The organism is Deinococcus aerius (assembly GCF_002897375.1).
Lineage (GTDB): Bacteria > Deinococcota > Deinococci > Deinococcales > Deinococcaceae > Deinococcus > Deinococcus aerius.
The window spans coordinates 420464-433737 of record NZ_BFAG01000001.1 but is presented as its reverse complement, the minus strand read 5'-3'; the positions used below and the strand labels follow the sequence as shown (position 1 = coordinate 433737).

The 13274-nt window shown below is 70.5% G+C and carries 10 protein-coding genes; 5 read left to right on the top strand and 5 right to left on the bottom strand.

The features are described 5' to 3' along the window. Positions 1-36: 36 nt before the first annotated feature. Positions 37-2436, bottom strand: a complete 2400-nt coding sequence (locus DAERI_RS01970; RefSeq protein ID WP_103127780.1) for a glycoside hydrolase family 15 protein — start codon at positions 2434-2436, stop codon at positions 37-39. A 325-nt stretch (positions 2437-2761) separates the two neighbouring features. On the opposite strand from DAERI_RS01970, the gene metG reads away from it, so the two are divergent. The 5 genes from metG to DAERI_RS01945 all read left to right on the top strand — a co-directional run bounded on the left by metG (position 2762) and on the right by DAERI_RS01945 (position 9221). Next, positions 2762-4789: a methionine--tRNA ligase gene (gene metG / locus DAERI_RS01965; RefSeq protein WP_103127779.1), complete on the top strand. Its 2028-nt coding sequence runs from the start codon at positions 2762-2764 to the stop codon at positions 4787-4789. A gap of 533 nt (positions 4790-5322) precedes the next feature. Continuing rightward, positions 5323-6165 (top strand): RNase adapter RapZ, encoded by an 843-nt coding sequence (gene rapZ, locus DAERI_RS01960; protein WP_103127778.1) that lies wholly within the window; start codon positions 5323-5325, stop codon positions 6163-6165. Continuing rightward, on the top strand, positions 6162-7496 hold the full coding sequence (locus tag DAERI_RS01955; protein WP_103127777.1) for a gluconeogenesis factor YvcK family protein: 1335 nt from the start codon (positions 6162-6164) through the stop codon (positions 7494-7496). Before rapZ ends, DAERI_RS01955 begins: the two co-directional genes overlap by 4 nt. A 103-nt stretch (positions 7497-7599) precedes the next feature. After that, complete coding sequence (locus tag DAERI_RS01950) at positions 7600-8343, top strand: glucodextranase DOMON-like domain-containing protein (protein WP_235610179.1); 744 nt, start codon at positions 7600-7602, stop codon at positions 8341-8343. Further along, positions 8340-9221 carry a DMT family transporter gene (locus tag DAERI_RS01945; RefSeq protein ID WP_103127968.1) on the top strand — a complete coding sequence of 294 codons (882 nt, stop codon included), beginning with the start codon at positions 8340-8342 and terminating at the stop codon, positions 9219-9221. Before DAERI_RS01950 ends, DAERI_RS01945 begins: the two co-directional genes overlap by 4 nt. On the opposite strand, the gene DAERI_RS01940 is transcribed toward DAERI_RS01945, so the two are convergent. The 4 genes from DAERI_RS01940 to DAERI_RS01925 form a co-directional block, all read right to left on the bottom strand. Beyond that, positions 9201-9395 carry a hypothetical protein gene (locus tag DAERI_RS01940; RefSeq protein WP_103127775.1) on the bottom strand — a complete coding sequence of 65 codons (195 nt, stop codon included), beginning with the start codon at positions 9393-9395 and terminating at the stop codon, positions 9201-9203. The genes DAERI_RS01945 and DAERI_RS01940 overlap by 21 nt on opposite strands. A 179-nt stretch (positions 9396-9574) precedes the next feature. After that, complete coding sequence (locus DAERI_RS01935; RefSeq protein WP_103127774.1) at positions 9575-10834, bottom strand: DUF4127 family protein; 1260 nt, start codon at positions 10832-10834, stop codon at positions 9575-9577. Between the two features lie 280 nt (positions 10835-11114). Then, the gene (locus DAERI_RS01930) at positions 11115-11774 is read right to left on the bottom strand and encodes a potassium channel family protein (RefSeq protein WP_103127773.1); all 660 of its coding nucleotides are present in this window, start codon (positions 11772-11774) and stop codon (positions 11115-11117) included. A 35-nt stretch (positions 11775-11809) separates the two neighbouring features. Beyond that, positions 11810-13225, bottom strand: a complete 1416-nt coding sequence (locus tag DAERI_RS01925; protein ID WP_103127772.1) for a TrkH family potassium uptake protein — start codon at positions 13223-13225, stop codon at positions 11810-11812. Positions 13226-13274: the final 49 nt, after the last annotated feature.

Sequence of the window (13274 nt, the reverse complement as noted above, 5' to 3'; positions counted from 1 at the left end):
GGAATTCTAGGGGCCAGGACAGGCGGGGAGGGGCGCCTATCCCCCACTCCGCGCCGGAAGGGAGGTGCGGGGCGTGTCCTGGCCCAGCCGGATCACGTGGTCCTGGCCCTCCCATCCCGCCTCGCTCCGCCGGGTGAAGTTCAGCCGATGGTGGCCCTCCAGGTCGGCGGGACTGAAACTGACCCCCCACAGGCCGAAGGGTAGGGGCAGCGCCGCCCGCTCCCGCACGTCCTGCCAGCCGTCGAAGCCGGAGTGGAGCGTGAAGGGCTGCGCGTCCTCGATCAGCAGCAGCAGGCCCGGCTCCAGTTGCGGAACGGGCGCGGCGGGGCGCCAGTGCCGGACCTCGGCGGGAAGCGGCTCGGCGTAGCGTTCCTCCACCTCGCGCAGCAGTTCGGCGGGGCGGCCGGTCTGGGAGGCCCGGAGCAGTTTCAGGAACTCGGCGTGCGCCCACAGCAGGGGCATCGCGCTCCCGTTGGGGCGGCCCGGGAAGAGGCCGCACTCGGGCAGGGGCGGGCCATTCCAGACCTGTTCCGGCAGTAGCCCACCGGGGCTGGAACAGCGCAGCAGGGCGTCCAGGTACGGGGCGGGGTCCTCCCCCGCCTGGAGGGCGAGGTGGCCGCGCTCGCCCGTCAGCAGGGGCCACAACCGCCCGCACCCGTGCCCGTCGTAGGGCGAGCCGTCATCGTGTTCCCCGTACCCGTCGTCGTTGTAGCGGTGGTAGAAGGTCCCGGTGGGCGTCTCCTCGGCGAGCAGGTGATCCACCACCCGCACGGTGCCCCGGATGCGGGGATCGCGCGCCGAGCGCAGCCCCAGGCGCGGCAGGTACGAGAAGTCCAGGCTGACGAGGGCGGACGCCTCGACCGTCTTCCCCTCGCGGTTTTGCAGCATGACCTCCCCGGTCAGGGCGCCGTCCCGGGTCGGGGGCGCGAGCCGCACGTAGTAGCCCTCCACCCCCAGCTCGCGGCTCAGCGGCGTATCGGTCACGTAACAGCAGCTCTCCAGCCGCTCGTTCCAGTCGTCCGCCAGCCCCAGGGCGTAGTGGCGCTCGTCCTCCTCCAGCCACCCCGCCCCCGCGACCAGCGCGGCGATGGCGACCGCCAGGGTGAAGGGGTTGACGCCGGGGTTCTCCTCCCAGCGGTCCTGGTCGCTGGTGGGGCCGGTGCGGGCCACGAAGGCGAGGGCGCGGCGCACCATGTCGCGGGTGCCCTCCAGTTCCGGCTCGCCCTCCTCGCGGAGTTTGGCGGCGAGGAGCACCGGGAAGGCCGTCTCGTCGAGCTGGATGCCGTGCCAGAAGGGCTGGCCGTCGGGGTAGTAGTTCTGGAACCAGTGGCCGTCGGGCTGCTGGTTGGCGATGAAGCCTGCGAGCACCCGCCGGGCGTCCCCCCGCTGGTGGCAGGCGATCAAAGCGAAGGCCGCCAGCGTGGCGTCGCGCGGCCAGACGAGGTGGTAGCCCCCCAGCGTGTCGGTGTGGTTCCCCCAGGGGATGCTGAGGCTGGCGACGAGGGCCCCCGGGTAGGTCCGGTCCTCGTGAATCTTGAGGACGGTCGCGCTCAGCACCGCCTCCGCCTCCAGTTCGGGGCTGGAGCCGCCCAGCCGCAGGGCACTTCCCCAGTCCTCCCAGGCGTGGAGAAAGGCGCGGCGGGCGGGCTCGTCCCCCTCGGCCAGGCTCGCGCGGGCCAGGCCCTGAGCGCCCTGCACGCTCTCCGCGAAACCGAGCGCCAGCAGGCCGGACGGCTCCACCAGTTCGGCGGAGAGGGCCACGTTGCCGTTCTCGGCCCTCTCATACGCCCAGGTCAGGCGCCCGTGCGCGTGCAGGTCCTGCCAGCCGTCCGAGAAACCGACGTACCCGGCGCTGAGGTGCGTCATCGGCCCACCCGCCAGCAATGCGAGGGCGCGGTCGCCGCTCACCGCGAGGAGCCGCTGCCCCTCGACCCAGGCCGCGTTGCCGTGCCCGGTGGAGGTGAGGTGGGGGGCCAGCACCATTGCCAGGCGGTAGGGGCCGGTCAGGGCGTAGCGGACCAGCAGCACGTCGCGGGTGGGGTCGGGCAGCACCTCCAGCGACAACTCGTAGTCCTCGCCCCAGTGGAGGATGGTCGGCAGCGGCAGGTACGGCCCCGGCATCGAGAACACGTACCGCCGCGCCCGCGCCAGGTCCACCCAGCCCGACTCGCCGATGAGGTAGAAGGTCAGGTCGCGGATCTGCGGCTGCCCGGTGGAGGGCCAGTACACCTCATTCAGCGCGCCGTGGCCGCCGGTGACCCACAGCCGGGACGCACCGCCCAGCGCGGTCGTCACGAAGTCCTTGTCGCTGCTCGCCCAGGTCGGCGGCAGGCCGGGGGCTCCGGGGGCGAGGCCGTGGGTCGGCGTGTCCTCGGCGGGCGGATTCTCGGAAGGCAACTTGTGGTCTGAAAGGTCCCGGGGTGGCGAGCTGGTCATATTGCCCCCTTCTCGGCGGAGGTGACGGCCAGCGGCGAACGGCCCCCTGTCGCCGGCTCCGTCTCCTTGCCTGTCCGTACCCTCTCACCGTACTCCCGCCCTACGCCAGGTTCCAGATGCAGCGGGCTTTGCCAACCGTTACACTGGGGCCATGACCATCACTTTCACCGTGATGATGCGAATGCCCCCGCGCTCCTGACGTGATCGGGGTTCGCGGGGCGGTGCCTGGAGAGGACGCCCCGCGTTTTCGTTTCTCTTTTTCCGTATCTTTGAGCGGTTGCCCGGCGTTTCTCCTCGGAGGGACGGGCCGGGCGGGGGGCCGAGCATGACGAGACAGCCGGAAACCGGGGACAGAACCTTTTTCATCACGACCGCGATTGACTACGCCAACGGCGCGCCGCATATCGGGCACGTCTACGAGAAGATCCTGACCGACGCCCTGGCCCGCTACCACCGCCTGGCCGGGTACGACGTGACCTTCGTGACCGGCACCGACGAACACGGCGAGAAGATCGCCAAGGCCGCCGCGAAAGCCGGGCAGACGCCCCAGACCTTCGTGGACGACCTCTCGCGCCGCGCCTTCAAGGGCCTGTGGGACCGGCTGGAGATCAGCTACGACGACTTCATCCGCACGACGGAGGGCCGCCACAAGCGCTACGTGCAGGACATCCTCCAGCGCGTGTACGACGCGGGCGACATCTACTTCGCCGAGTACGAGGGCCTGTACTCGGTCGGCGCCGAGCGCTACGTGACCGAAAAGGAACTCGTGGCGGGGCCCGACGGCGTGCGGCGCTACCCCGGCGACAAGGACCCGCCCGAGCCCCGGCGCGAGGCGAACTACTTCTTCCGCATGGAGAAGTATCAGGCGTGGCTGCTGGAACACATCGAGCGTAACCCCGACTTCATCCAGCCCGCGGGTTACCGCAACGAGGTGCTGGAGATGCTGCGCGAGCCTATCGGCGACCTCTCCATCAGCCGCCCGAAAAGCCGCGTGCCCTGGGGCATCGAACTCCCCTGGGACCCCGACCACGTCACCTACGTGTGGTTCGACGCGCTGCTGAACTACGTCTCCGCGCCCGTCAGCCTGGGCATGGGGGAAGAAACCATCGGCAAGGCGTGGCACGTGATCGGCAAGGACATCCTCAAGCCGCACGCGGTCTTCTGGCCCACCATGCTGCGGGCGGCGGGGCTGCCGCTCTACCGCAAGCTGGTGGTTCACAGCCACATCCTCGCCGAGGACGGGCGCAAGATGGGCAAGTCGCTCGGCAACGCCATCGACCCCGAAAAGCTGGTCGCCGAGTACCCGGTGGACGCGATTCGCTACACGCTGCTGAGGGAAGCCACACTGAGCGCGGACAGCCCCTATGGCGAGGGCATCCTGGTTTCGCGCCTGAATTCAGACCTCGCCAACGACCTCGGGAACCTCCTCTCGCGCACGGTCAGCATGATTCAGAAGTACCGGGACGGGATCATCCCGCAGGCCCTCGAACTCACCGAGCGCGAGCACGAGATCGAGGCGGCGGCGCTGGCCCTCCCCGGCGAGGTGCTGGGCCTGGCGCGCGACCTGAAGGTGAACATGGCGGTCGAGACGGCGATGAACTTCGTGCGCGACCTCAACCGCTACATTGCCGAAAGCGCCCCATGGAACCTCGCCAAGTCGCCGGATACGGCGCGGCGCCTGGACACGGTGCTCTACACCGCCGCCGAGGGGCTGCGGGTGGCGAGCGTGGCGCTGGAGGCGGTCATTCCCGGCAAGGCGCGCGAACTGCGCGAGCAGCTTGGCCTGGGCGGGCAGTCGTACGCCCTGACCGGGAACTGGGGCCTGACCCCTGCCGGAACGCGGGTGGTGGGCGGTCCGATCCTGTTTCCCAAACCGGAACTGCCGAAAGCCGAGGCGCCCCAGCCCGCGACGAACGGGGCCGAGAGCAGCGCCCGCCACACCCCCGCCCTCAAGAAAGAGAAGAAGACCATGACGCAAACCCAGCAACCTGCTCCCCAGCCCACCGACACCCCCGCCGACACCCAGCCCGTGATCTCCATCGACGACTTCGCCCGGGTGGACCTGCGAATTGCGGAGGTCGTGGCCGCCGAGGCCGTCGAGAAGGCCGACAAGCTCCTCAAACTGACGGTGAAACTGGGCGACGAGACGCGCACGGTCGTCAGCGGCATCCGCAAGTGGTTCGCGCCGGAGGACCTCGTGGGCCGCAAGGTCATCCTGGTCGCCAACCTCAAGCCCGCCAAGCTGCGCGGCATCGAGTCGCAGGGCATGATCCTCGCCGCCGAGGACGAGCACGGCAACCTCGACCTGGTGGGGACGGGGCTGGACCTGCCGAGCGGGACGAAGGTGCGGTAGGCGGGCAAGGGCATCTCTGCCAGGAAGAACTTGCGCCGTGTGGGTGATGCACGCCGCCCCCTGATGACAGAAAATGCGATGAAAGCACAGCTTTTCTCCCTCTCCCCTCGTGGGAGAGGGCCGGGGTGAGGGGGCGACGGAGCAGGCGCAGACGTGGGCAAGATGCCCTGTCGCCCATTCACGCCGCGCCGCAGGGCGAGCCCGTTCACCCCCTCCCAGCCTCCCCCCTCAAGGGGGAGGAGCTTTTTCTGCTGTTCCAGGCGTGGTTTTTGTCTCTCTTGTTCCTAGAGCATTTGACACAAGAAAGCTTGTCACCCTGAGCGCAGCGAAGGGCCTGATAGATGGCGTTTTTGGATGCTTCGCTGGCGCTCAGCATGACAATTCTTATGTCAGATGCTCTAGTTTGACCTGCGAGGGGATCGGGTGGGGAGCGTGTCTTTGGCACCGTTCCCCGGCTTTGTCCCCTCACGTTGCCCCCACCGGGAGGCAGCCCCACTTTCTCCCCCCGCCTCGCCCTTCGCTACACTGCCCCCATGCCGTTCGTGATCGTCTCGGGCCTGTCGGGCAGTGGCAAGAGCACCGCGCTGCGCACCCTGGAGGACGCGGGCTTTTTCATCACCGACAACCTGCCGCCCGAGCTGTGGGGGGCGATGCACGACCTGGCGACGGCGCGGGGCCTGACGCGGGTGGCGGTCAGCACCGACGCGCGCACGCGGGACTTCCTGGGGGCGCTGGAGGACTCCTACACGCGGCTCTCCCGGCGCCGCGAGGACCTGCGGGTGCTGTTCCTGGAGGCGCACTCGGAGGTGCTGCTCCAGCGGTACAACCTGACCCGGCGGGTGCACCCCCTGGGCGAGGCGCTGATGGTGGACTTCGCGCGTGAGCGGGAACTACTGGCCCCGCTGCGCGCGATCGCGGACACGGTGATCGACACGACCCGCCTGACGGCCGCCGAACTCTCGGAGCGGGTGCTGCGGCTCTTCCGGCTGGAACAGGACTTCGCCCTGCGGCTGCTGAGCTTCGGCTTCAAGCACACGCCGCCGCGCGACGCGGACCTGACGCTCGACGTGCGCTCGCTCCCCAATCCCCACTGGGTGCCCGAGCTGCGCGCCCACACGGGGCTGGAGGCGGACGTGGCGGAGTACGTCTTTCAGGACGAGGCCTCCGAAGGGTTCTACGGGGAGCTGCGCGACTTCGTGCGGTTGGCGGCCCAGCGGGCACGGCAGTCCGGGCGGCGCGGGTACACGGTGGCGGTGGGCTGCACGGGGGGGCGGCACCGCTCGGTCGCGGTGGCCGAGCGGCTCGCCCGGGACCTGGCGGACCTGGGGGCGCATTCCCCCGAACACCGCGACATGGGCCTGGGGGAACACGGATGAGCGGCGCGCGGCGGGGCCGGACGGCGGCCATGCGGGCGGGGGGCCGCCGGGCGCGGATGTGGCTCACACCGGGCATGGGGGTCAAGCGCTGGCTGGTGCTGTTCGTCCTCTGCACGCTGATCGGCGCCGTCGGCTTCCTGCATTTCACCTGGACGGGGCCGCTGCACTTCGTCGCCACCCGCTGGATCCTGTGGCTCAACGCGCTGACCGAGCCCAACATCATGCCGCTGTACGGGGTCGGCATGGCCGTGATGGCCCTCGCGCTGGGCGGGGCCTTTCTCTCCATCGTGATGCTCAACCGCTCCATGCTGCGCTCGACGGGCACCGCGCCGGAGAATGCGCTCGACGTGATCTACTCCAACCGCACGCTCTCGCGGGGGCCGCGCATCGTGGCGGTGGGGGGCGGCACCGGACTCTCGAACCTGCTGAGCGGGCTCAAGGTCCATACGGCCAACATCACGGCCGTCGTGACCGTCGCGGACGACGGCGGCTCCAGCGGGCGGCTGCGCGAGTCGCTCGACATGATCGCGCCGGGCGACCTCACGGACTGCTACGCGGCGCTTTCCGACAGCCCGGTCCTCGCGCGGCTGCTGCTGCACCGCTTCGGGCGCGGGGAGGGGCTGGAGGGGCACACCTTCGGCAACCTGCTCCTCGCCACCCTCAGCGAGGAACAGGGCGGCCTTCAGGGGGCGATGCGCGACATTCACGAGGTGCTGCGGGTGCGCGGTCAGGTGTTTCCGGCGACCACCCGCCCCGCCACGATCATCACCCGGCTGTCCGACGGGCGCGAGGTGCGCGGCGAGAGCGAGCTGTCCCGGCAGGTGGGTCAGGCCCGGGTGATAGACGTGCGGCTCGATCCCCCCGACCTCCCCGCCCTGCCCGCCGTGCTGGAGGCGATCCGGGAGGCGGAACTCATCGTGCTGGGGCCGGGGAGCCTCTTCACCTCCATCCTCCCGGCGCTGCTGGTCCCCGACATCGCCCGGGCGGTGCGCGAGTCGGGCACGCCCGTCGTGTACGTGGCCAGCCTGATGACCGAGCCCGGCGAGACCACCGGCCTGAGCCTGGAGGATCATGTGAACGCGATCACCGAGCATCTGGGCCGCGCGCCGAACTGGGTGCTCACCAACAGCACGCCCATCCCCCCCGACGTGCAGGCCCGCTACGCCGCCGAGGGGGCACAGGTCCTCGACCTGAGGGGGGCGAGCCCCGACCTGCGGGACCGGGTGCGGACCGCTCCCCTGCTGCAAGCGGGACAGACCGCCCGCCACGACCCGGCCGCGCTGGCACAGGCCCTGCTGGCGATGATCGCCTGGATGCGGAGCGCGGCCTGAACGCCGGGCCACTCGCCTTCATTCCCCCGAACGTTCCGAAAACTCACCCCCCTTTCGGCCAGGAGAACTTCACCCCTCGGGCCGTTGCTCTATGCTGGCGCGCGTGCTGACGCTCCTCACCGCCGCGCTCCTGACGCTGTCCGATCCTGCCGGGGACGCGCGGGGGGACGGCGGGTACGTATTGCCCACCCGGCCCGCCGTGAGCGCGGACGCCCTGGACCTGCGCCGCTTCGAGGCGGGGCCGCAGGGGTCAGGCATGCGCTTCCGGGTGGGGCTGGGCCGGATCGAGAACCCCTGGAACGCCTCCTCGGGCTTCTCGGCGAACGTGACCGACATCTTCGTGGGGAGCGCCCAGGGCGGGCAGCGCAGGCTGGATCACCTGCGGCTGAACGCGGCGGGCGGCGGGTGGACCTACCACCTGCGCGTGACGGGCTTCGGCAGCACGCTGGAGCGCGTGGCCGCGAACGGGGAAGGCCCCACCTCCCTGACCGCCCTCCCCACGCCGACCGTGCGGGTGGAGGGCACGGACCTCGTGATCGACGCCGCCGTTCCACCGGGTGAGTACGCCTACTGGGTGACGAGCAGCGTGTACTCGCCCCTGACGCCCGACGGGGTGCTGCGCCCGGGCACCACGCCCGGCCCCACGGTTCTCCAGGCGGGCCGGGCGGACGCCCCCGTGCCGGTGGACGTGCTGCTGCCCTCGGGGGACACGGCGCCCTTCACGGGGGGCACGCTTCCCGCCGTGGGGGAGACGCGCGACACCCGCCCCCTCATCCTCGCGGCGGTCGGCGGCGTGGGGCTGCTGCTGGTGAGCCTGGCGACCCTGCGGCTGTGGCGGCGGTCATGAGGGTGCCCGCGCCGGGGCTGATCCTGACCGCCGCCGTGCTGTGGGGCCTGCTGGGCATTCTGGGCAAGAACGCCCAGTCGGCGGGCGTCTCGCCGCTGGAGGTCGCCTTCTGGCGGGCGGTGCTGGCGGGCGGGCTGTACGCGGCGCACGCCCTCGTCACCCGCGCGGCCTTTCCCCGGGGGCGCAACCTGCTGGTGACGGCGGGCTTCGGCGTCCTGGGCGTGAGCGTGTTCTACGGCTCGTACCAGCTCGCCGTTCGGGCGGGCGGCGCCAGCCTCGCCAGCGTGCTGCTGTACACCGCCCCGGCCTTCGTGGCGCTGTTCGGCTGGGCCGTGCTGCGCGAGCGGCTGGGCGCGCGGGAACTTGCCGCCGTCGCCGGAACGCTGGTGGGCATCGGCCTGATCAGCCTGGGCGGGGGGCAGGGCGTGAACGTGACGGGCGCGGCGCTCGGGTGGGGCCTGACCGCCGGGTTCACGTACAGCCTGTACTACCTGTATGGAAAGGCATTCTTCACCCGTTACTCGCCCACGGCGCTGCTGGCGGTCGCCCTGCCGGTCGGCGCCCTCTGCCTGCTCCCCTTCGTGAGCTTCAGCGCCAAGACGCCCGGCGCGTGGGGCTCTCTCTCCGCCATCGCCGTCTTCAGCACGTACCTCGCCTACCTCGCCTACAGCGCGGGCCTGCGGCACCTGCCCGCCACCCGCGCGAGCGTGATCGCCAGCCTGGAGCCGGTCGTCGCTGCGGGGCTGGCCGCCCTGCTGTTCGGCGAGCGCCTCTCCCCCACCGCGCTGCTTGGGGCGGGGCTGGTGATTGGGGCGGCGCTGCTGCTGAGTGTGGAGAAACGCCCGGGGACACCCATCTCACATCCGGTCCAGGAGTAGGGCGGCGGCGACAGGACCGAAGGCGAGGAGCGGGCAGCCGATCAGGAGCAGCCAGCCCCAGAAGCGGCGCGGCACCAGGTAGGTCAGGCCCAAGAACAGCAAACCGCCGACAAGCAGGGCGAGGACTGTCCAGCCCTCTGGAGACAGGGCGAAGAACAGGGCAAGCTCGGCCATACTTCAGCGTCTCCCGTCGCCTGCCGGGAGGTCCACAGCACTGGGCGCAAAAATCTTGCCCGTTGAGCGACGCGAAGCACTCCCGGGCTCGGGTAGAAACCCTTCGCCGCGCCCAGGGGGCACATCTTCTTTTGTCCAGTGCTCCAGTAGCTAGCTTGGTGGTGCGGCCCGAACCCGTCTCACTTCCCCTTCAGGTCGAAGTCCCACTCGAAGGAGCGGCCCCAGGGCAGCGTGGCGTCGTCAAGGCTGTACGTCAGGCCGACCCGCAGGGGGAAGTAATCGCGGGCGAGTTCGAGCAGTTTCGCCTGCCCGGCGGGCGTGTTCAGCTCCGCCTCGGGGATGGCCTTTCGCAGCGCCGCGCGCACCTCGCCGCTGTAGATCACGTCGTTGGCGTACTCGCGGGCCAGCAGGGCGTCCTGACGGATCGGGTCGGCCCCCTCCAGCGCCATCCGGGCGTGGGCGAGCGCGGTGCCCAGGTTGTTGCCCGGCGTGCCCCAGGCGGCCAGCGCGCGGAGGTTGGCGTGCTGGCGCAGGGTGGCGAGGTCGGTCCACAGCCGCGAGTTCCCCAGGTTGACCTGCGCGACATCGGCGACCGCGACCGCGCCGCGCCGCAGCAGCCCGCTGATCCGCACCGCCGCCTGCCGGGCGTCCCCGCCGTTGTACACGAACAGCGTCAGGTCGGCGGGCCCTGAGTCCACCACCCGGAAGCCGCTGGCCCGCGCGTGGTTCACGGCGCTCTCGGTGAGGGGAATGCCCTCGTACCGGATGACTCCCCGCGCCTTCACCGGGTCGCTGTACTCCACGCGCACCGTCTTCTCGGTGGGCGCGAGGGCCCGGGCGGCGAGCATCGCCAGCACCTCGTCGGCGCCGGGGTAGACGCGCACGTTGGCGGGGGCCGCTTGCGCCAACTCGGCCCCCTCGGCCGGGGCGGGGCTGCCGGGCAGGGCGTCGTCCCAGGTCACGTGCAACTCCCTGAACACGCCCTCCCGCGCCCACCCGATCATCCCGCGCACGACCGCCAGGTTCCGCTCCCGGTTCGTGGCGTCCGGCTCGCGCGGCAGGGTGATGAAGGCATAGACGGGCTGCCCCGTCCGCGCCTGCCAGTCGCGCACGGGCTGGAGGCGGGCCAGGGCCTCCTCAGCGGTCAGAGGGCTCGTCCGCGACTGCACCAGCCCGCCGTAGGCGAGGGCGTCGAGCGCCACGACGAGGGGTCCGCCAGTCGGCTGGGCGTTCAGCCAGGCCGCCAGCGCCGCCGGGTCTGCCCCGCGCTGGGCATTCCCCAGCAGGTCGGCGCCGGGCACCCGCACCGCCTTCCCGCCGACGCCCGCGATCAGGGCGGGCAGCACCCGGGTCGCCGGGCGCGAGTCTAGGGGCACGAGGGTCTGCGCGCCCGCGCAGGCGGCGAGCAGCAGGGCGGAGAGGAGGGCGGCGCGGCGCATCATCCCGGCAGGGTAGAGGGGGGACGTGAGGGCCGGGCGAGCGAGGGGGCAAAGAGGGTCGTTTCTTCGGCGAGAAGCGCCGATGGAGTGTCGGCCCCCAGCCTTCCCGGGGCTCGTTTTGAGGGTCATCTGGAACGGGGTGCGCTGAACCTCACCCACCTGGAGAGCGGCCCCACCGTCCCAGAAGTCCGGGAGGCCTTGGAGCCGGGTTCTGTGCTCCTCGCCTTTGAACACCTGGGGGGCAACAAGTGCCGCCATCTGGGGCGTGCCCTGTTCCCCCTCACTCCCCCAGATACCGCCGAAGCTCGTCCAGGCTGTGCCCCGTCCCGATCACCACCAGCTTGTCGTGTGGGCGCACGTCATCCTCGGCGCGGGGGGTGACCTCCACCTTCCCCGCCCGGCTGACGGCGATCACCTGCACGCCGAAGCGACCCGTCAGGTTCAGGTCGCGCAACGTGCCCCGCAAACGCTCATTCGCCTCGATCTCGACGATGGCGTAGTCGCCCCCCAGGTCCAGCGTGTCCACGATGTTCGGCGTGGCGATCTGCCGCGCGAGCCGCACGCCCATGTCGTGCTCGGGCCGGATCACGAGGTCCGCGCCGATGCGCTCCAGCACCCGCCGCGCCATCTCGTCGATGGCCTTGGTGACCACATAGGGCGCGCCCAGACTCTTGGCATTCATGGTGGCGAGGATGTTCGCCTGCACGTCGGTGCCGATGGCGACCACCACCACGTCGAAGTCGGCGGCCCCGATGCTCCTCAGCGCCCGCTCGTCGCTGGCGTCGGCCACGGCGGCGTGGGTGACGAGGTTCATCACCCGCTCGACATTCTCCTCGTTCTGGTCGATGGCGACGACCTCGTGGCCCATCTCGTACAGGGTGGTGGCGACGGCGGTGCCGAAACGGCCCAGGCCGATCACCAGACATTGCTTGGTCTTCATCCTGACAGGCAGGGTAGCGCGGGGAGGCCCGGCGCTCAGCCGATCAGGATGTCCTTTTCGGCGGGGTAGCGCACCGGGTCGCCCTGGGTGCGCGAATTAAAGGCCACGGCAAAGGTCAGCGGCCCGATGCGCCCCAGGTACATCAGCAGGATCAGGACGAGGTGCTGCTCCGGGTTCAGCAGGGGCGTGGCGTTCATGCTCAGCCCCACCGTCCCGAAGGCGCTCACCGCCTCGAAAAAGAGCTGCTCGAAGGTGATGTTCACGCGGCTGTTCGTCACCAGCAGCAGGATGAACATGGTGTTCACCAGGCCGATGCTCAGCAGGCCGACTGTCATCGCGCGCAGGATCGTCTCGCGGTCGATGCGCCGGGAGAACAGCGTGGTGTCCGCTTGGCCGCGCACCATGCTCCAGGCCGAGGCCATCATCACGTAGAAGGTGCTCGTCTTGATCCCGCCGCCCGTCGAGCCGGGGTTCGCCCCGATGAACATCAGGATGATGGTGATGAAGATCGTCCCCAGACGCATCGCGCCGTAATCCTGGGTGTTGAAGCCCGCCGTGCGCGGCACGACTCCCTGAAAGAAGCTGGCGAGCAACTTGTCCCCGAAGGGAAGGGGGGCCAGCGTCCTCGGGTTGCTCCACTCCAACGCGAGGTACATGAGCGTCCCGATGATCAGCAGCGCCACCATCATGGTGAGCACCAGTTTGGAGTGGACGAGGAGTCGGCTGCGCCGGGGGTGCAGCAGGTGCGCGACCACGTTGAGCTGCACCAGAAAGCCCATGCCGCCCAGGATGATCAGGAACGCGATCACCAGGCTGACCAGGGGATCACCCACGAACCGCACGAGGTTGTCGCTGTACAGGGCGAAGCCCGCGTTGTTGAAGGCGCTGACCGAGTGGAAGACCGCGTAGAAGAGCCCCCTGCCCCACCCTTCCAGCGGCACGAAGCGGAAGGCGAGGAGCGCCGCACCCACGGCCTCGATCACGAAGGTGTACAGGAAGATGTTGCGGATCAGCGGCACCACGTCGCCCGCGCTGAAGGCGCTCACCTGCTGCGCCAGCCGGATGCGCTCGCTGTAGTTCACCCGCCGCCGGGTGACGAGCGCGAAGACCGTGCCGAAGGTGATGATGCCCAGCCCCCCCACCTGGATGAGCAGCATGATGATGACCTGCCCCAGCCGGTTGAAGTCGCGGCTGGGGTCGATCACGTTCAATCCGGTCACGCACAGGGCGCTCGTGGCCGTGAAGAGGGCCTGCAGGAAGTTCACGGAGCGGCCCTCGCCGTGGGTGACGGGCAGCCACAGCAGTCCCGCGCCCAGCAGGATGCCCAGGGCGAACGTCAGGGCGATGAGTTGCGGCGGGCTGACCCGCGACAGCAGGGGTTTACGCGCGCGCGGGGCTTCGGAGCCGAGCGGGCGCGGGCCGGACACCGGGGGAAGGGGGGGACGGGTCATAGGAAACGCGCGATTCTACCACCGCCCCCCACCCGGCGACCCGCCGCTA

Coding starts and splice junctions, on each gene's coding strand:
- DAERI_RS01970 (WP_103127780.1), bottom strand. CDS start 2,436: ATGACCAGCTCGCCACCCCGGGACCTTTCAGACCACAAGTTGCCTTCC.
- metG (WP_103127779.1), top strand. CDS start 2,762: ATGACGAGACAGCCGGAAACCGGGGACAGAACCTTTTTCATCACGACC.
- rapZ (WP_103127778.1), top strand. CDS start 5,323: ATGCCGTTCGTGATCGTCTCGGGCCTGTCGGGCAGTGGCAAGAGCACC.
- DAERI_RS01955 (WP_103127777.1), top strand. CDS start 6,162: ATGAGCGGCGCGCGGCGGGGCCGGACGGCGGCCATGCGGGCGGGGGGC.
- DAERI_RS01945 (WP_103127968.1), top strand. CDS start 8,340: ATGAGGGTGCCCGCGCCGGGGCTGATCCTGACCGCCGCCGTGCTGTGG.
- DAERI_RS01940 (WP_103127775.1), bottom strand. CDS start 9,395: ATGGCCGAGCTTGCCCTGTTCTTCGCCCTGTCTCCAGAGGGCTGGACA.
- DAERI_RS01935 (WP_103127774.1), bottom strand. CDS start 10,834: ATGCGCCGCGCCGCCCTCCTCTCCGCCCTGCTGCTCGCCGCCTGCGCG.
- DAERI_RS01930 (WP_103127773.1), bottom strand. CDS start 11,774: ATGAAGACCAAGCAATGTCTGGTGATCGGCCTGGGCCGTTTCGGCACC.
- DAERI_RS01925 (WP_103127772.1), bottom strand. CDS start 13,225: ATGACCCGTCCCCCCCTTCCCCCGGTGTCCGGCCCGCGCCCGCTCGGC.